This is a genomic window from Pseudomonas sp. Pseusp9 (assembly GCF_059491265.1).
In genome coordinates, this window is record NZ_CP168500.1 from 3563220 (window position 1) to 3587032 (window position 23813).

Annotated in this window: 13 protein-coding genes; 7 read left to right on the forward strand and 6 right to left on the reverse strand. The window is 60.2% G+C overall.

Going from position 1 to position 23813, the window contains the following annotated elements:
• The first annotated feature begins 354 nt into the window (after positions 1–354).
• The 4 genes from ACEN8E_RS15970 to ACEN8E_RS15985 all read left to right on the forward strand — a co-directional run bounded on the left by ACEN8E_RS15970 (position 355) and on the right by ACEN8E_RS15985 (position 6246).
• Positions 355–1113, forward strand: coding sequence for a PIG-L deacetylase family protein (locus ACEN8E_RS15970; protein WP_495588918.1), 759 nt, complete (start codon positions 355–357; stop codon positions 1111–1113).
• A gap of 114 nt (positions 1114–1227) precedes the next feature.
• Positions 1228–1992 carry an endonuclease/exonuclease/phosphatase family protein gene (locus tag ACEN8E_RS15975; RefSeq protein WP_495593337.1) on the forward strand — a complete coding sequence of 255 codons (765 nt, stop codon included), beginning with the start codon at positions 1228–1230 and terminating at the stop codon, positions 1990–1992.
• A gap of 271 nt (positions 1993–2263) precedes the next feature.
• A complete protein-coding gene (locus ACEN8E_RS15980) occupies positions 2264–4879 on the forward strand; it encodes an autotransporter family protein (protein WP_495588919.1) in 2616 nt (871 codons plus the stop codon).
• Positions 4880–5178: 299 nt separating this feature from the next.
• Entirely contained in the window at positions 5179–6246 is a 1068-nt protein-coding gene (locus ACEN8E_RS15985; RefSeq protein WP_495588920.1) for an autotransporter domain-containing protein, read from the forward strand.
• Between the two features lie 174 nt (positions 6247–6420).
• Here ACEN8E_RS15985 and ACEN8E_RS15990 read toward each other — a convergent pair whose 3' ends face one another.
• Positions 6421–6894: a hypothetical protein gene (locus ACEN8E_RS15990; RefSeq protein WP_495588921.1), complete on the reverse strand. Its 474-nt coding sequence runs from the start codon at positions 6892–6894 to the stop codon at positions 6421–6423.
• Here ACEN8E_RS15990 and ACEN8E_RS15995 point away from each other — a divergent pair.
• The gene (locus ACEN8E_RS15995; protein WP_495588922.1) at positions 6874–9183 is read left to right on the forward strand and encodes an RHS repeat domain-containing protein; all 2310 of its coding nucleotides are present in this window, start codon (positions 6874–6876) and stop codon (positions 9181–9183) included. The genes ACEN8E_RS15990 and ACEN8E_RS15995 overlap by 21 nt on opposite strands.
• Before the next feature lie 103 nt (positions 9184–9286).
• Here ACEN8E_RS15995 and glgB read toward each other — a convergent pair whose 3' ends face one another.
• From glgB to ACEN8E_RS16010, 3 genes are all read right to left on the reverse strand, one after another.
• Positions 9287–11518, reverse strand: a complete 2232-nt coding sequence (glgB, locus tag ACEN8E_RS16000) for a 1,4-alpha-glucan branching protein GlgB (protein WP_495588923.1) — start codon at positions 11516–11518, stop codon at positions 9287–9289.
• A gap of 2 nt (positions 11519–11520) precedes the next feature.
• Positions 11521–14862 carry a maltose alpha-D-glucosyltransferase gene (gene treS / locus ACEN8E_RS16005; RefSeq protein WP_495588924.1) on the reverse strand — a complete coding sequence of 1114 codons (3342 nt, stop codon included), beginning with the start codon at positions 14860–14862 and terminating at the stop codon, positions 11521–11523.
• Positions 14863–14929: 67 nt separating this feature from the next.
• A complete protein-coding gene (locus ACEN8E_RS16010) occupies positions 14930–16924 on the reverse strand; it encodes an alpha-1,4-glucan--maltose-1-phosphate maltosyltransferase (protein WP_495588925.1) in 1995 nt (664 codons plus the stop codon).
• A gap of 628 nt (positions 16925–17552) precedes the next feature.
• Between ACEN8E_RS16010 and ccoG the strand changes: the two genes are divergently transcribed.
• Together ccoG and mapR are read left to right on the forward strand one after the other, a co-directional pair.
• Positions 17553–18965 (forward strand): cytochrome c oxidase accessory protein CcoG, encoded by a 1413-nt coding sequence (gene ccoG, locus ACEN8E_RS16015; protein WP_495588926.1) that lies wholly within the window; start codon positions 17553–17555, stop codon positions 18963–18965.
• 130 nt (positions 18966–19095) lie between these two features.
• Complete coding sequence (mapR, locus tag ACEN8E_RS16020) at positions 19096–20505, forward strand: GntR family transcriptional regulator MpaR (protein WP_495588927.1); 1410 nt, start codon at positions 19096–19098, stop codon at positions 20503–20505.
• 147 nt (positions 20506–20652) lie between these two features.
• Here the strand turns inward: mapR and ACEN8E_RS16025 are convergent, their stop codons facing one another.
• Both ACEN8E_RS16025 and ACEN8E_RS16030 read right to left on the reverse strand, forming a co-directional pair.
• Positions 20653–21399, reverse strand: a complete 747-nt coding sequence (locus ACEN8E_RS16025; protein ID WP_495588928.1) for an SDR family oxidoreductase — start codon at positions 21397–21399, stop codon at positions 20653–20655.
• Positions 21400–21484: 85 nt separating this feature from the next.
• Positions 21485–23602: a putative bifunctional diguanylate cyclase/phosphodiesterase gene (locus tag ACEN8E_RS16030; RefSeq protein WP_495588929.1), complete on the reverse strand. Its 2118-nt coding sequence runs from the start codon at positions 23600–23602 to the stop codon at positions 21485–21487.
• Positions 23603–23813: the final 211 nt, after the last annotated feature.

The window sequence follows — 23813 nt, forward strand, 5'->3', positions numbered from 1 at the left end:
CGGTAAATCATCGTGGTACTTCGCTACCTGCCCAATGCCCGGAGCCCAGCATGCCTGTCAGTAGGAGAACTGAATACTGTAAGAACTAACAGATCTGACGGCTTGAAAATTCACTTCCGCCGCCAACGGCAAATGGTCAGAAAGGTAAGTTCATAGTTTGTGCCCGAGTATTTTCGGCTCATGACTGCTCGCAATGCGCAGTCAGACGCGACGAATAGCGTTACATGAGCAATACTCGATTCGCGGCAATTCAGGGTTTGGCTTGTCGCTCATTGTTATCAACGAGCCCTCACGGGTCTGCCGGGGCTGGATCGCGCATGACTGAAGGCGAAGCAGAACAAGGACGTAATACCCATGAAATCCGTTTCCGCCAGTGAAACCAGCCTGCCATCGCAGATCTGGAACAGTGCCCCGCAACTGGACAGCATTCCTGTCATAAACCCCCAATCCCTGGTACCCGTTGGCGCACGCGTGGTGCTCATTGCCCCGCACCCCGGCGATGAAGTCGTGACCTGTGGCGGCCTGCTGCAATTGCTCAGCAACCTGGGCCACCCACTGCAATTGATCTCAATCACCGACGGCAGCGCCAGCCATCCGGGCTCTGTGCAGTGGTCGGAAAAACGCCTCAGCGTATTCCGTCCCCAGGAAAGCGTCGAAGCCATACGCCGACTCGGGTTGCCGGTGCACAGCCTGAAGTGGATACGGGGCGGGTTTACCGACAACGCCCTGGTGGAACACGAGGAACAGATCACCCGATTCATCACGCGTTACCTGCGCCCCGGTGATGTGGTGCTCAGCACCTGGCGCAAGGACGGCAACGCCGACCACGACACGGTTGGTCGCGCCAGCGCCAGGGCGGCGGCCAACGCAGGGGCAACCTATAACGACGTACCGTTCTGGGCCTGGCACTGGCCGGCGCGGGATCGGGAGCTGATTCCCTGGCATCGTGCACGCAAGGTGCGCCTCGACACCTGGACCGTCGCCCGCAAGAGCCACGCGATCCACGCCTATGCCAGCCAACTCGGCGGCGAACCGGCCATCGGCCTTGCGCCGTTGCTGCCCCGCACGCTGCTGGAACGCATCCGATTGCCCTATGAAATCGTGCTGGTTTGAAAACGCTATCCATCAGACTGAACTGCCTGCCGTCGCATCAGTCGCATACATGAGCAACCCTGAATCAGAGGAGTGCATGTGGCCAGTCATTCAAAACGCCAGGAAGCCGAATCCATGCCATTGAACACGCCTCCGGCCATTCATCGGCTTCGCGTGCTGACGGTCAACACCCACAAGGGATTTACCGCACTCAACCGGCGCTTCATCCTCCCCGAGTTGCGTGAAGCGGTGCGCAGTACCTCGGCAGACCTGGTGTTTCTGCAAGAGGTCGTCGGCGAGCACGACCGCCACGCTGCCCGCTACAACGATTGGCCACAAACCTCGCAATATGAATTCCTGGCCGACAGCATGTGGAGCGACTTCGCCTATGGGCGCAATGCTGTCTATCCCGACAGTCATCACGGCAATGCCCTGCTGTCGAAATACCCTATCCGCGAGTACCGAAACCTGGATGTTTCCATCACCGGCCCGGAACGTCGCGGCTTGCTGCACTGCGTGCTGGACGTGCCGGGGCATAGGGAAGTCCATGCCATCTGCGTGCACCTCAGCCTGCTGGAAAGCCATCGTCAGTTGCAATTGCAGTTGCTCTGCCAGCTGCTTGAGTCCCTGCCTGAGCAGGCGCCGGTGATCATAGCCGGTGACTTCAACGACTGGCAGATGCAAGGCAATGCCACCCTGGCCCGCCGCGATGACTTGCACGAAGCGTTCGAACGCCACCATGGTCGTCCGGCCAAGACCTACCCCGCGCGGTTTCCCCTGTTGCGACTCGATCGTGTCTACCTGCGCAACGCCAGCAGCCATGAGCCGAAAATACTCGGGCACAAGCCGTGGACGCACCTTTCCGACCATTTGCCGTTGGCGGTGGAAGTGCACCTCTGAATCGCGGCCAGTCCGTGAGAAATACCGAAAAATCGTTCCCTACCTGTTATTTCTGACAGTAGCCACGTTGAATCAATGACTGCTACGTTGGTGATGCCCTGACGGATGTCTGCAGGGCTGGCACCACAGGCGTAGCGCCTTGGTTGCTGAAGGTATTCGCGGGTCGTTGTTTTTCCGATGCTGCCTTGCAACTCGCGCTGCCGATTACGTCAGTTTCCTGGCCACTCATGGTGGCCCCGGGAACGGAAGTTGATCCCGTCGCGGAGGCAACATGGAGTTTTCGACAGATCTGTCCAGGTACCGTCATGGTGCCTGCCTGTTCTCGATCTGGCTGTGTGCAAACTGGCCTCAACCCGTCTACGCCGCCTGCACACTCATCCCCACCGCCGGCAATGACAACTTTGTCTGCGACAGCGCCACCAGCGGCCCGCTGAGCGATCTGGCGGGCAATAACACCCTGACCTTCCCCGCCAATGGCACCGGCAGGATCAACGGCAACGTGACCTTCGGCGCCGGCGCCGACACTGTGAACATGGCTTCCGGCACCGTGGCCGGCACCGTGGATCAGGGCGACGGAGCGGACACCTTCACGATCAGCGCCGGGCAAGTCACCGGGGCGGTCAGCCAGGGTAATGGCATCGATCACTTCGTCATGTCGGGCGGGACCATTCAGTCCCTGGCCCAAGGGGATGGGCGCGACACGTTCCTGATGACCGGTGGCACCATCGTCGGCGCCTTCGAGGATGGCGACGTCGCCAGAATGACCGGCGGCACCATTGGCCGCGTCGACATGAAACTCGATAACAATATTTTCGATATGTCCGGTGGGCAGATTCTCGGCAATCTGGTGACGGGTTTGGGTACCGACACCATCATCATTTCCGGCGGCCGAATCGGCGGCAATATCAGTGTCAGCAACGGTAACGACAGCATCACGGTCACGGGTGGGGAAATCGTTGGCGAGATCCGCACCGGCAACGGCGATGACACTTTGCTCTGGGACGGCGGCGGGATCATCCGCTCGCCAATCCTCCTGCAGGCGGGCGACGACCGCGCCGTCTTGCGCAACCTGGCCGAAAGCACCCTCGCACTGACTCCGAGTATCGATGGCGGTACCGGCAATGACCTGCTGACCTTCGATCACACCACCACATCGGGCGCCCCCCGGTACGTCAACTGGGAAACCGTAAACCTGGGCAACGGCTCGCGCTTCGATCTGGATGGCAACTTTCAACTGGGGGACAGCACCAGCGGCACGGGCGTATTGAGTATCGATGGCAGCAGTACGCTGACCTCGGTGCAAGGCAGCATCACGCCATTGACCGCAGGCCGACTCGCAACCTTGAACAACGGCGGGGTTATCGATCTCACCCGTGGTAACTCGCGCACCAATGACACACTGACTGTCGAGGGTAATTACGCGGGCAACGGCGGTCAGCTGTTGTTGCAAAGCGCAGTGGGCGATGACAGCTCCCCCAGTGACAAACTGGTGGTGAACAATGGGACGCTGACCGGCAATACCCTGATTGCGGTCAGCAACATCGGTGGCGCAGGCGCGCTGACGCAGCAGAACGGCATCCAGTTGGTCCAGGCCCAGGGCACGGCCGTCAGCGACAACAGCGCGTTCGCCCTGAAAGCCCCTGTGTCGGTCGGTGCCTTCGATTACCGCCTGTTCAAAGGCGGTATCACACCGGGCAGCGAAAACAGTTGGTACTTGCGCTCCTCGGTTGTGGCGCCGCCATTGGTCGCCGTCGCCAACCCTGATCCCGCCTTGCCGCCGACGCTGGTGCCTTTGGTGGCAGTACCGGTGGCCGCCCCGGTTGTTACGGTTTCCGGGGTTCCGGGGGTTCCCGAAGTTCCCGGAGTTCCCGGGGTTGTAACAGTCGAAGCCCCGGTATTACCCGCCGCTGTCCCGGGCGCGGCACCGATCCCGCTGTACCGCGAAGCAGTTCCCACCTGGTCGGTGGTGCCACCCGCCGCCGCACAATTGAGCCTGACGGCGCTGGGCACCTTCCATGACCGACAAGGCGATCAGCGCCTGCTGACAGAAACCGGGGCCTTGGGCGCTGGTTGGGGCCGGGTCTACGGCAAGAACCTCGAGCAGACCTGGGCCGGCACCGTCACGCCAAGACTGGACGGTTCGCTCAATGGCTTCCAGGTCGGCAATGACCTGTTCAGTTCGCAGCTGGCGAGTGGACAAACCCAACGCAGTGGTTTTTTTGTCGGCCACAGCCGCCTGCAAGGCGATGTCGATGGTTTCAACGAGGGCTTCGAAGGCAAACGCTCCGGCAAGGTCGAATTGCAAGGCGACAGTCTCGGCGTTTACTGGACCCTGACCGATCCTGCCGGCGCCTATCTCGATACCGTGGCCATGCACACCTGGCTCAACGGTGACAACCACTCGCAAAGCGGCCTGAAAATCGACAATGACGGTCACGTCACGACCTTATCGGCAGAGGTCGGATACCCGATCGCGGTGGCCGGCAACTGGGTGATCGAACCCCAGGCCCAGGCGATTTACCAGAAGGTCAGACTCGACAGTCAGGACGACGGCATCTCCCATGTCTCGTTCGATTCCGACAGCGCCTGGACCGGCCGCGTCGGCGCGCGCCTCAAAGGTCGCTACGAAGTCGGCGGCCGGCCGCTGGAGCCGTATCTGCGGGCCAACATCTGGCACACCTTCACCGGTACCGACACCGTTACCTTTGACCATGTCGATCAAATTGAAACCCGACAACGAACCTCGTCCGCCGACCTCGGTATCGGGATGGTGCTGAGCGTCGCGGCATCCGTCAGTGTGTATGCCGGCGTCGACTACAGCAGCAATATCGACAGCACCCAGCAACGGGGGACATTCGGTAACGTGGGGGTCCGGGTGAAGTGGTGAGGATCGAAAACCACTCTATCCCGGTTTTTTTTTGACGCTGCGACGAACAAACAAGAACTTAGAGACACGTCATAAATCAGGCACTTAAACCATTACCACTTATCGGCCATCTGCTTGACGCGACCGTTTCGCTCTTCTTGACTTCAGGTTACTACCCCCGGATTTGCCATCAGGACCCGCCTCAGACTCCCGTGAAAACGGGCAGCCGGTAGCGGGTCCTATCCCATTCGGTCGCCCCTCATTCGGGGTAGGAGAGACGCCAGAGCGAGATGCCACATGCGCCTGCAAGGAAGACCTCCATGAAAATTTCACGCACCCCACAAGGGATCAAAGTCACTTTTTGCACCGTGTCGAGTTCACTCCTGTTGTGTTCCGCCCTGGAAATACAAGCCGCCCCTGCCGAACAAGAAACGACGCCGTGGTATCGCCAGGACATCCCGACGCTCGGTCTGTCTACCCTTGCCGTAACGTACCCCGGTCAGTTCAGCGCTCATCCCGATCTGCGCAGTGCCAACCTGACCACCGAAGACGCCGCGCCCACGGCCTGGGACCAACTCTACGGCCAACCCTCTCGCCAGGCACAAACCGATTTCCTTTCCCTGGGGCTGGCCGTTCCCGGCACCCACGAATTCAAGGGCCCGGCGATCCTCACCCTGCAAAGCGCCAGCGGCCATACGCAAAGGGTCGGCCTGGTCGGCGGCACGAGCCAGTTCCAGCTCAACAACAACGGCGCGCAGATCACCCCGGCAATGTCCAACCCCAATAGCGACACGCTCAACCTCCGGGGGCAAAGCCTCGGCGCCTACTGGAGCCTGACCGGACCACAAGGCTGGCACGTCGACCTGACCGCCAGCGGTGGTCGGGTCAACGGCTTCAGCCGCAACGAGCAAGGGACCCGAAGAGCTACCGAGGGCAGCGCGGTCACACTGTCGGTAGAAGGTGGCATTCCCATCGGCCTTGGCGAAAAATGGGTGATTGAACCCCAGGCACAGTTGATCAATCAGCGCATCACCCTGGACACGCCGTATGCCGGTTCGGGCAACGCGTCTTCCACTGACCTGACTTCGTGGAGTGGTCGGGTCGGTGCGCACTTGAAAGGCAGTTACGACATCAGCGGCCTGCTGGTCGAACCTTACGTGCGGACCAACTTGTGGCACACGGTGTACACCGGCAACAGCGTGACCCTCGATCAGGTCGACAAGATCAGCAGCAGCCGCAACTCCACGACCGTCGAACTGGGCCTGGGCCTGGTCGCCAGAGTCACGCCGACCGTGAGTTTTTATGTCAGCGCCGATTACAGCAGCGATGTGGATGACAATGATTTGAACGGATTGATCGGCAGCCTGGGTGTGCGGATGCGCTGGTAAAAACAGGTATTTCTTACAGTATCCATAGCTCTGCGGGTGATGCATTGTGATGGTAGATCACTCTGATCGAGACCATCACTCATGCCATTGAATTCTGCGCACCACGGCACACCGGTCCTAGCGATTTCAGATCCGCGTGGCCTGGCGATCAGGGCCATTCAATACCATCGGCGGCTAGCGGCCGATCAGGTTGAAGCGCGGGTGACGCATCAACGGTTCGATGCCGCCGGCCGGGCGGTGGCCAGCCGTGATCCGTATCTGTTTGCCCTGGCGCAGAATGATGCGTCGGTGCCGGCGAACTTGAGCCAGGTGTACAGCCTGTCGGGTGCACCCTTGGCGAGTGACAGCGTGGACGCGGGTTGGCGGGTGGCGTTGCACGGTGCTGCCGGGCAACGCGTCGAGGCTTGGGACGGACGTGGCAGCCATTCCCGGACCGAGTTCGATGAACTGCTGCGGCCGGTGGCCGTACATGAACGTGGTGAGGGTGTCGCTGAGCACGTGCTTGAGCGCTTCACGTATGCGCGAGTCGATGCCGACGCGGCCTCGCGCAATCAGTGTGGCCAGTTGATTCGCCATGACGACCCGGCCGGCACCTTGCACCTGCGCGAACTCGGGATCGCTGGCGCGGTGCTGCAACAGAACCGGCATTTTTTGTTGGATACCTTGCCGGTGAACTGGCCAGACAGCGTGCCGGCTCGCGATGCGTTGCTTGAATCTGCCGCGGGCGCCACCACCGCGCTGCACTATGCCGCCAGCGGCGAACTGCTCCGGCAAATCGATGCGCTGGGCAATCGTCAACGGTTTGCCTATACCGTCGCCGGCGAATTGAAGGGCACGCACCTGACCCTGGCCGGTGACGATCAGCAAGAGCTGACGCTGGTCAGCGATCTGCACTACAGCGCCTCCGGTCAGATCGAGGCGGAAACCGCCGGCAACGGCGTCGTCACCCGCCACCGCTACCATCCGGCGGATGGCCGTCTCATCGGCCTGAGCGCACACAAGGCCAACGGCACGCCACTGCAGGACCTGAAATATAGCTATGACGCAGTCGGCAACGTACTGAACCTCGAAGACACCGCGCAATCGATCCGCTACTTCAACAACCAGCGCATTGAGCCAATCAAGACCTATCGCTACGACACCCTCGATCAATTGATCGAAGCCACAGGTTGGGAATCCAAGACTGGCCATGGCGGTCCTGCCCTGCCCGACCTGCAACCCTTGCCCCTCGACCCCAACCAGATCGCCCGGTACACCCAGACCTTTCATTACGACGCGGGTGGCAATCTCCTGGATTTGGTGCACGTCGGGGCTCAGGCCCATGGCCGCACCCTGATCCGTGCCCGGTACAGCAACCGCTGCCTGCCCGAACGCAATGGCCGGCCGCCAACGGAAGAAGAACTGGCTGCCGGTTTTGATGCCAACGGCAATTTGCGTGAGTTGCAGGCGGGCCAGTCGCTCGACTGGGACCTGCGCAATCAACTGTCCAGCGTGCGCCCGGTGGTCCGCGACGATGGCAATGATGATCACGAGCGTTACCTCTACGACGCCGGCGGGCAACGGGTGCGCAAACTGCGCGCGAACCAGACTAACGCCCGCACGCTGACCAGTGAAGTGCGCTACCTGCCGGGCGTGGAAATCCGTCGTCACGACGGCACCGGCGAAATCCTTCACGTGATCAATGCCAGCGCCGGTAGCAATAGCGTGCAGGTGCTGCATTGGGTCACCCAAAAGCCGGAGGACATCGCCAACGACCAGGTGCGTTACGGCCTCAATGACCATCTGCAATCCAGCGCACTGGAACTGGACCAGAACGCCGGCCTGATAAGCCAGGAATGGTATTACCCGTTTGGCGGTACGGCTTGTTTCGCGGGCCGGTCGGCCACAGAAGCCAGGTACAAGACCGTGCGCTACTCGGGCAAGGAGCGGGATGCGACGGGGCTTTATTACTATGGGTTCAGGTACTACGCGCCGTGGTTGCAGCGGTGGATTAATCCGGATCCGGCGGGTTATGTAGATGGGATGAATTTATTTGCAATGGTCAGGAATAGACCCATAAATTTTGGTGATCTGGATGGAAGTATAGGAAAGGAATTAACGCATGACGAAATAAACTCCATTGAGAGACAGCTTATTAAAAACAAGGACAACCTTTCTGAGCCAGACTTAATCAATGTAGCCATCACCTACCTGGAAAGCAAAAAAGTACAACCTGAAAAGTACATTGATTATTTTAGAATCCGCCTCGGTTATATAGGGCAACCCGAAGCCTATGACAGGCCATTAACAGCAGACGAAAAAGAGGGCATACAGCTAATTTGGGGAACAAACGCCGGCGCTCTTTATTTCAAAGGACATAGCCGCAGCCACTACGAAAACAACCCCTCGGACTTAATAAAAAAATCACTCTCCGACACCAGAAAAGCAGTGTACTCAGAACTCAAAAACAATGATGGCGACTTTGGAACAATCAAGCTAACCCCTGCCAGAAAGCAAAAAGTATATGACCCGGCGATGGAGTTACTAGAGTCCCACGCCAGAAATTCTAAAAAAACAATTAGTTTGTTAGCCGCATCACTTGGTCCGCAAATGACAGATGAGCTCTACCGCGGCACTCGGTTGCAAAATCGAGATAGCATTGAAGTAGGTGACATACTACAAACCAGCATATTTATGGCTTTTACTCCAGACAAAAAAACCGCGAGCAATTTCACAAGTAAACTTCATGTTCCAAGCACTTTACTGCCGACGCTCCCAGTGCTTCTAAAAACGACAGGCAACGCATTCAGAGTAGATCACACCCCCGAAACGGAGGGTTTATTCAAGCCAATGACTCAGTTTGTGGTTAACAGTATTTCTAAAGACAACTGGGGTATGCCCCACATTAAAATTACTCAAAGAAAGTTCGAGGCAACGCCGAATGCAAAATGGATTTAGTTATGTTCTGCTTCAGAAATGATTAAAATCAATCACTCCCCCTGACAGGCTGTACTTGAATGAGCCTCGACCTGTCAGGGCTATCGAATAAAATAGAGGTGAGCTACCCCTCCGGCCTCAACATCAACACCGCCAACGGCGGCAAATTCAACACCAACGACAACCCCTGCCCATGGCTCGGCGTTTCCTCGGCCACCGCCCCGCCACTGTTGCCATAATTGGAACCGGCATAGATCGACGAATCGCTGTTGAGCACCTCATTCCACTGCCCGGCAAACGGCACTCCAACCCGATAAGCCTCACGCGGCACCGGCGTAAAGTTGGCCACCACCAGCAGCGGCTTGCCGTCCTTGCTCCAGCGCAGCCATGCATAAACGCTGTTGATCGCGTCATCGCCGATCAGCCATTGGAAACCCTGCGGCACATCGTCCTGTTCATGCAGCGCCGGCTCTTCGCGGTACAAGCGATTGAGGTCGGTCACCAGTTTCTGCACGCCCTTGTGCTCGGAGTATTGCAGCAGGTACCAGTCCAGTTGCTGGTCGTGGTTCCACTCGCGCCACTGGCCGAACTCGCAGCCCATGAACAGCAGCTTCTTGCCCGGATGCGCCCACATGAAACTCAGGTAGGCCCGCAGGTTGGCGAATTTCTGCCAGCGGTCGCCGGGCATCTTGTCGATCAACGAGTGTTTGCCGTGCACCACTTCGTCGTGGGAGATCGGCAGGATGAAACGCTCGGACCAGGCGTACACCAGGCCGAAACTCAGCTCGTTGTGGTGATGGGCGCGGTAGACCGGGTCCTGCTGGATGTAATGCAGCGAATCGTGCATCCAGCCCATGTTCCATTTGTAGGCAAAGCCCAGGCCGCCCTGTTGCGTGCCCTGGCTGACGCCCGGCCATGCGGTGGACTCCTCGGCGATCACCAGCGCACCGGGCGCTTCCAGGGCCACCACGTCGTTGAGGTGGCGCAGGAAGTCGATGGCTTCGAGGTTCTCCCGACCGCCGTGGCGGTTCGGCACCCACTCGCCGGCCTTGCGCGAGTAGTCGCGATACAGCATCGAGGCCACCGCATCGACCCGCAGGCCGTCGACATGGAAATGCTTGAGCCAGTGCAGCGCCGACGCCAGCATGTAGCCGTGCACTTCGGTGCGCCCCAGGTTGTAGATCAGCGTGTCCCAATCCTGGTGGAAACCTTCCTGCGGGTTGCCGTACTCGTACAGCGCCGTGCCGTCGAACTGGGCCAGGCCGTGGGTATCGGTGGGGAAATGCGCCGGTACCCAGTCGAGAATCACTCCAAGCCCGGCCACATGGCAGGCGTTGACGAACGCGGCGAACTCGTCCGGCGAACCATATCGCGCACTCGGCGCGAATTGCGACAGCAACTGATAACCCCACGAACCACCGAACGGGTGCTCCATGATCGGCATCAGTTCGATGTGGGTGAAACCGAGGTCTTTTACATAGGGAATCAGCCGCTCGGCCAGTTCGGGCCAGGTGTACTGGCGGGCCACTTCGCCCAGGTCGTCCAGCTCGCATTGCCACGAGCCGGCGTGCAATTCGTAAATCGACAATGGCGCCGTCACCTGATGGCGGTTGACCCGGTCCATCATCCAGTCCTGATCCTGCCAGTCGACTTTCAAGGGGGAAGCGACTTTCGAGGCGGTGTCCGGTGGCAGGCTGGTGGCCAGCGCCATGGGATCGGCCTTCAACGGCAAAATGCCGTGGGCGCCGAGAATCTCGTATTTGTAGGCGTCGCCCGCTTGCAGGCGCGGGATGAACAACTCCCAGACGCCGGTGGGATGACGCAGGCGCATCGGATGCCGGCGTCCGTCCCAGACGTTGAAATCACCAACCACCGACACCCGTCGGGCATTCGGCGCCCACACGGCGAAACGCACGCCATCGACGCCGTCCACAGTCTTGAGTTGTGCGCCCAGGCAAGCGCTGAGGTCACGGTGATTGCCTTCGGCAAACAGGTACAAGTCCATTTCGCCCAGCAACGGGCCGAAGCTGTAAGGGTCTTCGGCCGTTTGCTCGCCGCCGGCCCAACGGGTGCGCAGCAAATACCCTTGCACGCGGTCGAAATGCCCGACAAACAACCCCGGTGTCTCTGTGGCTTGAAGACTTCCAAGCACTTCGCCCGAGTCCCTGGCCAGTACTTCTACACTCAGGGCGCCCGGCAGATAAGCGCGAATGAACTGCCCGCCGACACCATCACCGTGGGGGCCGAGAATGGCGAAAGGATCGATATGCTCGGCACGCACCAATGCATCGATATCCCGTGCGCTGGGCAGTAGCGCTTCTTTGTGATGACCCTGTTCCCTGTTCGAGACACTCATGACTACTCTCCACCAAGATCGGAAAAGGGTTTAAGCCCACTCAATAATCCATATAAACCGTGCAACGGCACGGGCAGCCAGGTGGGGCGATTTTCCGCCTCATAGGCCACTTCATACGCCGCCTTCTCCAGACCGAACAACGCCAGCGCGGCGTCCTCGCCTTCGGGATCTTGCCATGCATGGGCAAGACTAGCTGCCGCCAGCCGATAAGCGTCGACAAATGCTTGCCGCGCCTCGCTCAGGTAGCGCTCGGTGACCCGCAAACGCGCGGCAGCGGCCGCAGCCGTGTTGTCGATGCCCTGCACGTTGATCGCCATCGCCGCCGCATAGTCGAAAGAGCGCAGCACGCCACTGACATCCTTGTACGGGCTGTGCTTGCCCCGTCGTTCTTGCAACGGCCGTGCCGGTTCACCTTCGAAATCGATCAGATAGGCATCGCCCTTGATCACCAGCACCTGCCCCAGATGCAGGTCGCCGTGCACACGAATGCGCAAGCCGCCCTCAGTCTTTTTGCCCAACGCTTGCACATGGCCAAGAATGGCTTTTTTGTTGTCCAGCAAACGGCTGACCAGAGTCTGGTCCGCCGTATTCAGTTGATTTTCATGTTGCTTGAGCAAGTTCAGCGCATGCTCGATTTGCGCCACGACATCCTTGGCCGAGGCCAGCGCCTCCTTCTGCGTGGTGACCTGCGGCAAGAAATCCGCGTGGGTACCCGGCGCTGCCAGTACCTGATGCATTTCCCCCAGGCGCTGGCCGAGCATAGCGGCGAAATCTTTCAGTTCGCCGAGCGCGTTGTAATGTTGCTCCTGCTCGGACACCGCGTCGGCCAGTTCATCGCGAAGCGCCCGCTCGAGATTGTTCCGGGTCCACTCCCAGGCGTCCCCCTGATTGCTCAGGTAGCCTTGGGCAATCATCAGCAAGTTGTCTTGACCCGCTGCATCCCGACGCACCACGGCCCCCAGCAATGGCGAAATATTGCCGAACCCGGCTTGCGTCAGGTAAGCACTCATCTCCAGTTCAGGATGCACCCCGGAAGCGACCTTGCGGATCAACTTCAGCACCAGGCTGTTGCCGATCACCACCGAACTATTGGACTGTTCCGCGGACAGGTAGCGCACCGGCGACTCGGCGTTGAGGCCGAGCTTTTCCAGCTCGGCGGTGGACTCGAAACGGATGTCGCCATCGCTGGAATTCAACACGGTGCCGGCCTGAATGCCCTGCAACACGGCATGCACGAAGGTTTCCAGGCTGAAGGCATCGGTGATCAAGCCGACCTGGCGTCCGCGCCGCACCCGCGACAACGCCAATTGCTGCGGCAACGGCGTACCGACCTGGTCTTCCGGGATAAAGCCGAACGGCAACTGGTAGCGGCTGCTCTGGCCACCGCTGGTGACCTTGATCTCACTGAACAGCACCGGATGCTGCGGATCGCCAAATCGGACGCCATAGGCCAGATCGACCTGCTCGATGGCGGCGTCCTTGCCGGCGAACCAGCGGCGGTTCTGCAGCCAGTTCGGCAGGATGCTTTGCTCCAGTGTGGTCCTCGACGGCGCTTCGAGCAGTTCTTCCATGCGTTTTTTCAGCACCAGCGTAGTGAAGTCCGGCAGGCTTTGTGCGGGCTCCACGTGCCAGCTGGGCATCTGGTTTTCCGCGGCGAGGCCGAACCAGTAAAAGCCGTAAGGCGCCAGCGTCAGGAGGAAATTCAGCTGGCCGATGGGCGGGAACGCGTTACCCCCGAGCATTTCCACTGGCACCATGCCGACGTAGGCCGACAAATCCAGCTCGGCGGCCTGGGCACTGCGCGACACGTTGGCCACGCACAGAATGACTTCGTGCTTGCCGTCCACCCCGGTGTATTCACGTGTGTAGGCCAGAATTCGCCGGTTGCTGGGCGACAGCATCTTCAAGGTACCGCGCCCGAACGCCTTGGATTGCTTGCGCACAGCCAGCAGGCGGCGGGTCCAGTTCAACAACGAATGCGGGTCGCCGGCCTGGGTTTCGACGTTGACCGACAGATAACCGTATTGCGGGTCCATGATCGGCGGCAGCACCAGGCTGGCCGGGTCGGCGCGGGAGAAACCGCCGTTGCGGTCGATGGACCATTGCATCGGCGTGCGCACACCATCGCGGTCGCCGAGGTAGATGTTGTCGCCCATGCCGATCTCGTCGCCGTAATACAGGGTCGGCGTACCGGGCATGGACAGCAGCAGGCTGTTGAGCAACTCGACCCGACGGCGGTCGCGCTCCACCAATGGTGCCAGACGGCGGCGAATCCCCAGATTGATCCGCGCGCGGCGGTCGGCGGCATAGTAATTCCACAGGTAGTCGCGTTCTTTGTCGGTGACCATTTCCAGGGTCAGCTCATCGTGATTGCGCAGGAAGATCGCCCATTGGCAGTTGGCGGGAATATCCGGGGTCTGGCGCAGAATATCGGTGATCGGGAAGCGATCTTCCTGGGCCAGCGCCATGTACATGCGCGGCATCAACGGGAAGTGAAAGGCCATGTGGCATTCGTCGCCGTTCAGACCTTTTTTATCGGTTTCGCCGAAGTACAGCCGGGTGTCTTCCGGCCACTGATTGGCCTCGGCCAGCAGCATGCGGTCGGGGTAGTTGGCGTCGATTTCGGCGCGGATCCTTTTCAGGACGTCGTGGGTTTCCGGCAGGTTCTCGTTGTTGGTGCCGTCGCGCTCGATCAGGTAGGGAATCGCGTCCAGACGCAGGCCGTCGATGCCCATGTCGAGCCAGTAGCGCATCACCGACAGCACCGCTTTCATGACTTGCGGATTATCGAAATTCAGGTCCGGCTGGTGGGAGTAGAAACGGTGCCAGAAGTATTGGCCGGCGACCGGGTCCCAGGTCCAGTTGGACTTTTCGGTGTCGAGGAAAATGATGCGGGTGCCGTCGTATTTCTGATCGTCATCGGACCACACGTAGAAGTCCCGCGCTGCCGAACCGGGCTTGGCCTTGCGTGCGCGCTGGAACCACGGGTGCTGGTCGGACGTGTGGTTGATGACCAGCTCGGTGATCACCCGCAGGCCGCGCTTGTGCGCCTCGGCAATGAAACGCCGGGCATCGGCCATGGTGCCGTAGTCAGTGTGCACGCCACGGTACTCGGCGATGTCATAACCGTCGTCACGCCGTGGCGAAGGATAGAACGGCAACAGCCAGATGGTGTTGACGCCCAGGTCGGCGATGTAGTCGAGCTTGGCGATGAGGCCGGGAAAGTCGCCGATCCCGTCGTTGTTGGAGTCGAAATACGATTTGACGTGAACTTGATAGATCACCGCGTCCTTGTACCAGAGCGGGTCGTTGATGAACGTGGCTGCCTTGGGTTTCTTCGCCATGTGAAACTCCTGGTCGATTCGACTTGGCCACAGGGTCAGACGCTCTGCGGCGCTGGACCTTTCTGGCCTATGCGGTGATTCTCCAGATCCCGAACGGCTGGTATGCAGGGTCGATACGCATGAACTGGTTTTTGCCGTGCCAGGTCCAGCGATGGCCATTCATCAAGTCTTCGCCCTGGGTGCTGGCGTCGTCAGGCAGGCCCATTTCCCATAGCGGCAACTCGAAATTCGCCTCCTGCACGTTGTGCGGATCGAGGCTCACCGCCACCAGAATGAAGTTGCTGCCGTCAAAGCTGCGTTTACCGAAGTACAGGATGTTGTCGTTCCAGGCGTTGTAGACCTTCAGGCCCAGATGCGTGTGCAACGCCGGGTTCTGCCGGCGAATGCGGTTGAGTTGGGCGATCTCGGCAATGATGTTGCCCGGTGCATTGAAGTCCCTGGGGCGGATTTCGTACTTCTCGGAGTCGAGGTATTCCTCCTTGCCCGGCACCGGTGCCGACTCGCACAACTCAAACCCCGAATACATGCCCCACAAGCCCGAGCCCATGGCCGCCAGCACCGCGCGAATGAGGAACCCGGGACGCCCGGATTCATGCAGGAACGCCGGGTTGATGTCCGGTGTATTGACGAAAAAGTTCGGCCGGTAGCACTCGCGCCACGGCGATTCGTTGAGTTCGCTGAAGTAGCTCGCCAGTTCGGCCTTGGTGTTGCGCCAGGTGAAATAGGTGTAGCTCTGGGAATAACCGACCTTGCCCAGGCGCGCCATCATTGCCGGGGTGGTAAAGGCTTCGGCGAGGAAAATCACCTCGGGGTACAACGCCCGTACATCGGCGATCAACCATTGCCAGAACGGCAACGGCTTGGTGTGCGGGTTATCGACGCGGAAGATCTTCACGCCTTCCTCGACCCAGCCCACCACGATATCGCGCAACTCCACCCACAGGCTCGGAATTGCCTCAGGGGTATAGAAGTCGACGTTGACAATGTCCTGGTACTTCTTCGGCGGGTTCTCCGCGTACTTGATCGTGCCGTCGGGCCGCCAGTTGAACCAGCCAGGGTGTTGCTTGAGCCACGGATGGTCCTGGGAACACTGGATGGCGAAATCGAGGGCGATTTCCAGGCCATGGGCCGCGGCAGCTGCCACCAGTCGCCGGAAGTCGTCGCGGGTACCCAACTGCGAGTGAATCGCCTCGTGCCCACCCTCCTCGCTGCCGATCGCATAAGGGCTGCCCGGATCGTCGGGGCCCGCCGTCAAGGCGTTGTTCGGGCCTTTGCGGTAACTGCGCCCGATCGGATGGATCGGCGGGAAATACAGCACATCGAAGCCCATGTCCTGGATCATCGCCAGCCGTGAATGCACGTCATTGAAAGTGCCATGGCGCGCCGGATCGTCGGTGATCGAACGCGGGAACAATTCATACCAACTGGCGAACTGCGCCAGTTCGCGCTCCACATCCACCGGGTACTCCGGGCTCAGGCTCAAGTACGCACGATGTTCGACGCGAGCCATGAGGTCGGCACTACGTTGGTGCAAAAACAGTGCGACCTGCTCGGCTTCAAGCAGTCCTGACAATTCATGGTGCAAGGCTGCCAATTGCTCGCTGAGCTGCCCTTCGCTGCGTTCGGCGGCTTGCTGCACATGCATCCGCCCTTCCTGCAGTTCCAGGCTGACCGGAACGGCAGCCGCATGTTTCTTTTCCAGCTCATAACGAAAACTGGCGAACTGATCGATCCAGGCTTCGATACAGAACAGATAGCGGCCCTGGCTGTCGACACGGAACTGCCCTTGCCAACCGTTGTTGCCCAGGTCGACCATGACAGCGCTTTGCCAGACGTCATCGTCGTCGGCCCGCCAGCGCACGCGAACCGCCAGCTTGTCATGCCCGTCGGCGAAGACCTTGGCCGTCACCAGCACATCCTGCCCCACCACCGCCTTGACCGCGAACTGCCCGCCTTCAAGGGTCGGCATGATGTTTTCGATGACGATACGCGGCAGCAACAGCGCCTGCGACAGCGGCATGTGCGGGTTGTAGCTCAACTCAGTCGGTTTTTCAGCCGTCATCGAGCCTCTCTCCTTTACGCCCCATGGACGCGCTTGTGTCTGGTTGTCATCGACATCGGTAGATCCTTCGCCGAATGAACTCACTTAGGTTCCGAGCGATGGACATCGGCAAAGTTCAGAGCAATTGGCTGGAATCAAATCCCAAACGCTGTGGTCAACGAACTTAAGCACGACTCACGCCATGTGCCACTGTAGGTTAGATTCATGACCAATCCATTCCCGGCCGAAACACCCGACCCGAATATCGACAACCCGGTCATCCTGCCGACCGATCCGTAACCGGTGCCTGAGCAGGATCCACCAGGCGCCGCCCCACCGCCACAGGAAAAGCCACCGACGACTATGCCGCCGGTGATCGTCCCCCCCTGATGCCCAATGTCGCCCTTGAGTTTTTCGCGAGCAGGCTCGCTCCTACAGTGAGTCGGTGATTTGACCGGGATTGATCTGCACCCCTCGCCGCTGTTTTGGCCAGGCCCTTTGAACCGGCTGCAGCAGGTGCTTCAACTTGTCGCAGGTCAGGCAAACAGTGCCATCTGATCCGCTTTTTATCGCCATACCTGAGTCTGTTATGCAAACAGATCGACGCTCATAGTGCTCATGCCTGATGGAGGCTGATGAGCGAAAGACCATGAGCGAAAGAATCCCCGTCCGAACCGTAGAAACATTCGAGCCTTCGCGTCCAAAGACGAAGGCCAAGACCAGCGACAACCTGATCCACACCCGCAGCTTCACCGGGCTGTTTCGCAACCTGCGCATCAGCGGCGCGGGTTTTCTGTTTGTGCTGTTCTTCGGCACGGTGTGGTTGAACTGGGGCGGTCGCCAGGCGGTGCTCTGGGATCTGTCCGAAAGCAAATTCCATATCTTTGGTGCGACCTTCTGGCCGCAGGACTTCATCCTGCTGTCGGCGTTGTTGATCATTGCCGCGTTCGGTCTGTTTGCGATCACCGTGTTCGCGGGGCGGGTCTGGTGCGGCTACACCTGCCCGCAAAGTTCGTGGACCTGGATCTTCATGTGGTGCGAGAAGATCACCGAAGGCGAACGCAACCAGCGGATCAAGTTGCAAGCTGCGCCCTGGGGCCTGAACAAACTGATGCGTCGAGCGGCCAAGCACACCTTGTGGCTGGCCATCAGCCTGCTGACCGGCCTGACCTTCGTCGGCTACTTCACGCCGATCCGGCCGTTGGCCGAAGAGCTGCTGACCTTGCAAATGGGCGGCGTCAGCCTGTTCTGGGTGTTGTTCTTTACCGGCGCCACGTACATCAATGCCGGCTGGCTGCGTGAAGCGGTGTGCATGCACATGTGCCCCTACGCGCGGTTCCAGAGCGTGATGTTCGACAAGGACACCCTGACCATTTCCTACGACGTGGCCCGAGGCGAAAACCGTGGCCCGCGCAAACGCGAGGTCAAGCCCGCCGAAGTCGGCCTGGGCGATTGCATCGATTGCCAGCTGTGCGTACAGGTCTGCCCGACCGGCATCGACATCCGCGATGGCTTGCAGATGGAGTGCATCGGTTGCGCCGCCTGCATCGACGCCTGCGATTCGATCATGGACAAAATGGGCTACGCCCGCGGATTGATCAGCTACACCTCCGAGCACCAGTTGCAGGGCGGCAAGACACACCTGTTGCGCCCACGCCTGATCGGCTACACCGCCGTCCTGCTGGTGATGATCGCCGCGCTGGTGGTGGCACTGGTGGAACGGCCGATGGTCTCGCTCGACGTCAGCAAGGACCGCGGCCTGTTCCGCGAGAACAGCCAGGGGCAGATCGAAAACATCTACAGTCTGAAGGTGATCAACAAGACCCAGCAGCGTCAGGACTATCAATTGCAACTGGTCGATGCCGACGGCTTCGAGTTGCAGGGCAAGACTGGGTTGAGCCTGGCACCGGGCGAGATCGTCGATGTGCCGGTGTCGGTGGTGATGCTCACGGAGCGTCCGGCCAGCAGTTCGCAGAGCCTCAGCTTCAAGGTGGTCGACAGCGATGAGCCTGGCGTCTACAGCGTGGCGAAGAGCCGGTTTGTTGCGCCGATGAATCGCTGAGCCTTTACACTGCGGTGCTGCCATTCGCGAGCAGGCTCGCTCCCACAAAAAACAGCGCAATGTCTGTAGGAGCGAGCCTGCTCGCGATGAATTCACCTCGATTTCCAGTCAGACCTCAATCGGGCTATTGATGAAACGCTACGAAAAATTCGCCGACGACATTGCAGAACTGATCCGCACCGGCGTCCTCGGCCCCGGCCAGCGTGTGCCATCGGTGCGCTACGCCAGCCAGACCTACGGTGTCAGCCCGTCGACGGTGTTCCAGGCCTACTACCTGCTGGAGCGTCGCGGGCTGATCCGTGCCCGTCCGCGCTCCGGTTACTTCGTCAACGCCCATGCGCCCCGGCCGTTTTCCGAACCGGAGATCAGCAATCAGGTCAACGAGTCCACCGAAGTCGACGTCAGCGAACTGGTGTTCTCGGTACTCGACTCGATCAAGGACCCGAACACCGTGCCCTTCGGCTCGGCGTTCCCCAGCCCGACGTTGTTCCCCCTGAAGCGCTTGTCCCGCTCCCTGGCCAGCGCCAGCCGCGAAATGGACCCGCGCATGGTGGTCACCGACATGTCGCCCGGCAACCCGCAATTGCGCCGGCAGATCGCCCTGCGCTACATGGTCGGCGGGCTGATGCTGCCCATGGAGGAACTGCTGATCACCAACGGTGCGCTGGAAGCCCTCAACCTGTGCCTGCAAGCGGTGACACAGCCCGGCGATCTGGTGGCCATCGAAGCTCCGGCGTTCTACGCCTGCCTGCAAGTGCTTGAACGGCTGAAACTCAAAGCCGTGGAAATCCCCGTGCACCCGCGCGATGGCATCGACCTCGGCGTGCTCGAACAAACCCTGGAGCGCCACCCGATCAAGGCCTGTTGGTGCATGACCAGCTTCCAGAACCCGATGGGCTCGACCCTGCCCGAGGCCAAGAAACAGCAGCTCGTGGCACTGCTGCGCCGCCATCAAGTGCCGCTGATCGAAGACGATGTCTACGCCGAACTCTATTACGGCCAGCAAGCACCGAAACCGGCCAAGGCCTTCGATACCGAAGGCCTGGTGATGCACTGTGGTTCGTTCGCCAAGAGCCTGGCCCCCGGTTACCGCATCGGCTGGGTCGCCGCCGGGCGTTATGCGCAGAAAATCGAACGACTGAAACTCATGACCTCGCTGTGTGCGTCGATGCCGGCACAGGCGGCCATCGCCGATTACCTGCAACACGGCGGCTACGACCGGCATCTGCGCAAACTGCGTCACGCACTGGAAGACCAGCAAAGCGCCATGCTTGCCGCCATCGCCCGGTATTTCCCGGCACAGACACGGGTCAGTCAGCCGGCGGGCGGGTACTTTTTATGGCTGGAATTGCCGGAGCAGATGGATTCGCTGAAGTTGTTTCAGATGGCACTGGCGCAAGGCATCAGCATTGCGCCGGGGCCGATCTTTTCCCCGGCGCAGCGGTTCAGGAATTGTATTCGGTTGAATTACGGGAGCCCTTGGGATGAGGCTGCGGAGAGGGCGATGGAGACGCTGGGGCGGATTGTGCGTTCGTTCTGAGGGTTAGATGTTGTCAGTGCTGACGTCTTCGCGGGCAAGCCCGCTCCCACAGGATTTGTGTCGTTCACAAGTTTTTTGATCAACACAGTTCATTGTGGGAGCGGGCTTGCCCGCGAAGGGGCCAGAACCAACAACGCAAACCTCAGATCAACGCCCGCCACCCAAATCGACAAACGTCCCCGTCGCATAAGACGCCTTGTCCGACAGCAACCACACAATCGCCTCCGCCACTTCATCCGGCCGGCCGCCCCGCGCCATCGGAATCGCCGATTCCAGTTTGCTGACCCGATCCGGGTCGCCGCTCAAGGCATGGAAATCGGTATGGATGTAGCCGGGGCGTACCGCGTTGACGCGAATCCCCTCGCCTGCCACTTCCTTGGACAGGCCGATGGTGAAGGTGTCCAGCGCGCCTTTGGAGGCGGCGTAGTCGACGTACTCGTTGGGCGAGCCCAGACGCGCGGCCACCGAGGACACGTTGACGATGCTGCCGCCCTGCCCGCCGTGTTTGGGCGACATGCGCAGGATCGCGTGCTTGGCGCAGAGGATCGGCGCCAGGACGTTGGTTTTCATGATTTTCAGAATGCGGAACTCGGACATTTCGTCGACCCGGGACTTTTGTCCGACGGTGCCGGCGTTGTTCACCAGCGCGGTAACCCGGCCCAGTTCACTGTCTACCCGATGGAACAGCGCGATGACTTCGTCTTCGATGCTGACGTCGGCCCGCACCGCAATGGCTTGCGCACCGAGGGCGCGGACTTGCTCCAGCACGCCGAGTGCAGCCTGTTCATCAGCCTGATAGTTGATGCAGATCCGATAGCCCTGCGCGGCGGCCAACAGGGCGGTGGCGGCACCGATGCCGCGGCTGCCGCCGGTGATGACGATGACTTTGTCCATGCGAGCTTTCCCCCAATTCAAAGCTTAAGCGGTCGGGGCAAGAATAACCGCCATTGGCGGTTTTTGCATGGCTACACATCAGCTGTCATGTCATCGACATTTCGCGCTCGGGACGGGCTTTCAACTGCTCGACCAATTGCTCCCCGCGATGGATTTCCACCATGAAACCCGCAGCCGGCAGTGGGTGCCCCAGCAGGTAACCCTGCAACGAATCGCAACCGAGCTTCGTCAGAAAGTCCTGCTGCACACCCGTCTCCACACCTTCGGCGACGATGCGCAACCCCAACGCCTGGCCGAGGGCCACGATGGCCGAGACGATAGCGGCGTCATCGCTGTCGCGCTCCAGGTCGCGGACAAAACCGCGATCGATCTTCAGTTCGTTGGCCGGCAGGCGCTTGAGGTACATCAAACTCGAATAGCCAGTGCCAAAATCGTCGATGGACAGGTCGACGCCCATTTCCGACAGTTCCTGAAGCACTGTCATGCTCGCATCGGCATCGCTCATGGCGGTGGTTTCAGTGATTTCCAGGGTCAGGCTGTTGGCCGGCAGATGATGAGTCGCCAGCGCCTTGGCGACACTCTGGACCAACCCGCTATGGCAGAACTGAATGGCCGAAAGGTTCACCGCGATGCGCCAATCGGTATAGCCCAGCACGTACCAATCGCGCATCTGCCGGCACGCTTCGTTGAGCACCCACTCACCGATCGGAATGATCAGCCCGGTCTTTTCCGCCAGCTCGATGAATTTGTCCGGCAACAGCATCCCGTGCGTCGGATGCTCCCAGCGCAACAAGGCTTCGGCGCCCACCGGCCGGCCATTGGCCGCGTCGAACTTGGGCTGGTAATGCAGGCTGAATTGCTGATGTTCCAGGGCATTGCGCAGGTCCTGCAGCAATTGCAGCTGTTTGCGGGCGTTACTGTTCATCGAGGCATCGAAAAAGCTGTAGCCGTTTTTACCCGAACCCTTGGCGTGATACATCGCCGCGTCGGCGTTCATCAGCAATTCGTGGGCGGACTGCCCGTTACCCGGGTAGAGCGCGATGCCGACACTGGCGGAAATGTGCAAATCATGTTCGGCAACCCGGAACGCCCGCGCAATCAAGCCGACCTGGCGGGCCGCGAGGTTCAAGGCGTCGTTCTGTTCGGTCAATTGCACCAGCAACACGAACTCGTCACCGCCGATCCGCGCCAGGGTGTCCTGGCTGCGCAGGTCTTCGCGCAGGCGCTGGGCCACTTCACGCAACAGCAGATCACCCATATGGTGGCCAAAGGCATCGTTGACCGGTTTGAAGCCGTCCAGATCGATGAACATCAGGGCAAAGCAGCCCCCCTCTTCCCGGACCCGCGACATCGCCTGATCGATACGATCGGCCAGCAGCATCCGGTTCGGCAACCCGGTCAGGGTGTCGTGCAGGGCCAGTTGGGTCAGTTCACGGTTGGCCTCGGTCAGCGACTGAGCCAGGCTCGCGGTGCGGGCTTCCAGGCGCGCATCGAGGATCGAGGTCAGCAAGGCAATGCTCAGCACCGCCAGCGTGGTGACCAGCACCAGGTTGTCCAGGCCATTGCCGGTCAGGCCATTGACCGCCGCCCCGCAAAAACTGCCATCGGCAAAGCGCGCGGCGGCCATCCCGGTGTAGTGCATGCCGACGATGGCGATGCCCATGATCACGGCGGCCCCGCCACGGATCAGACGGACATAAGGCGTGTGCTGGCGCAAATGGAAAGCGATCCACAATGCCGCACCCGATGCAGCGACCGCGATCAGCAGCGAGGCGCCGAACAGCGTCGGATCGTAGTCGATGCCCGGTTGCAAAAGCATGGCGGCCATGCCGGTGTAGTGCATCGCGCTGATGCCGGCGCCCATGACCAACGCGCCGAAGGCCAATTGCCAGGCCGGCAATTGTGGTTGGCTGACCAGCCACAGCGCAAAACCGCTGGAGAGCACTCCGATCAGCAGCGACAACAAGGTGATCGCGCCGTCGTACCCCAGGTCGATCGGTAACTTGAACGCGAGCATGCCGATAAAGTGCATCGACCAGATGCCGATGCCCATGGCAATGGCTCCGCCCGCGGTCCACAAATGCACGGCGCGGCCTTTGGCCGTGGCAATGCGTCCGGTCAGGTCGAGTGCGGTATAGGACGCGAGAATCGCTACGCAGAGGGAAATGATGACCAGGGTGGGGGAATAGCTACCGATGAGCATGGGGACTTCTCGCGAATGCCCCCTTTAATGTTATTGATTCTCGCTGGGGGAAAATGCGGCGATTGTACTGATTCCGATTAAGAACGCACTCAGAAAATAAGCAAAAGGCCATCAGTCCGATGAAACGCTTGTTTTAAGGTTAAACATTAACTCTCGTCGAGCGCAAAACCCTGTAGGAGCTGGCTTGCCAACGAAGAGGTCATCAGGTCCA

Bases quoted from the DNA above. Each gene is read 5' to 3' on its own strand.
- ACEN8E_RS15970 (WP_495588918.1), top strand. From the start codon at position 355: ATGAAATCCGTTTCCGCCAGTGAAACCAGCCTGCCATCGCAGATCTGG.
- ACEN8E_RS15975 (WP_495593337.1), top strand. From the start codon at position 1,228: ATGCCATTGAACACGCCTCCGGCCATTCATCGGCTTCGCGTGCTGACG.
- ACEN8E_RS15980 (WP_495588919.1), top strand. From the start codon at position 2,264: ATGGAGTTTTCGACAGATCTGTCCAGGTACCGTCATGGTGCCTGCCTG.
- ACEN8E_RS15985 (WP_495588920.1), top strand. From the start codon at position 5,179: ATGAAAATTTCACGCACCCCACAAGGGATCAAAGTCACTTTTTGCACC.
- ACEN8E_RS15990 (WP_495588921.1), bottom strand. From the start codon at position 6,894: ATGCCGGTTCTGTTGCAGCACCGCGCCAGCGATCCCGAGTTCGCGCAG.
- glgB (WP_495588923.1), bottom strand. From the start codon at position 11,518: ATGAGTGTCTCGAACAGGGAACAGGGTCATCACAAAGAAGCGCTACTG.
- treS (WP_495588924.1), bottom strand. From the start codon at position 14,862: ATGGCGAAGAAACCCAAGGCAGCCACGTTCATCAACGACCCGCTCTGG.
- ACEN8E_RS16010 (WP_495588925.1), bottom strand. From the start codon at position 16,924: ATGACGGCTGAAAAACCGACTGAGTTGAGCTACAACCCGCACATGCCG.
- ccoG (WP_495588926.1), top strand. From the start codon at position 17,553: ATGAGCGAAAGAATCCCCGTCCGAACCGTAGAAACATTCGAGCCTTCG.
- mapR (WP_495588927.1), top strand. From the start codon at position 19,096: ATGAAACGCTACGAAAAATTCGCCGACGACATTGCAGAACTGATCCGC.
- ACEN8E_RS16025 (WP_495588928.1), bottom strand. From the start codon at position 21,399: ATGGACAAAGTCATCGTCATCACCGGCGGCAGCCGCGGCATCGGTGCC.
- ACEN8E_RS16030 (WP_495588929.1), bottom strand. From the start codon at position 23,602: ATGCTCATCGGTAGCTATTCCCCCACCCTGGTCATCATTTCCCTCTGC.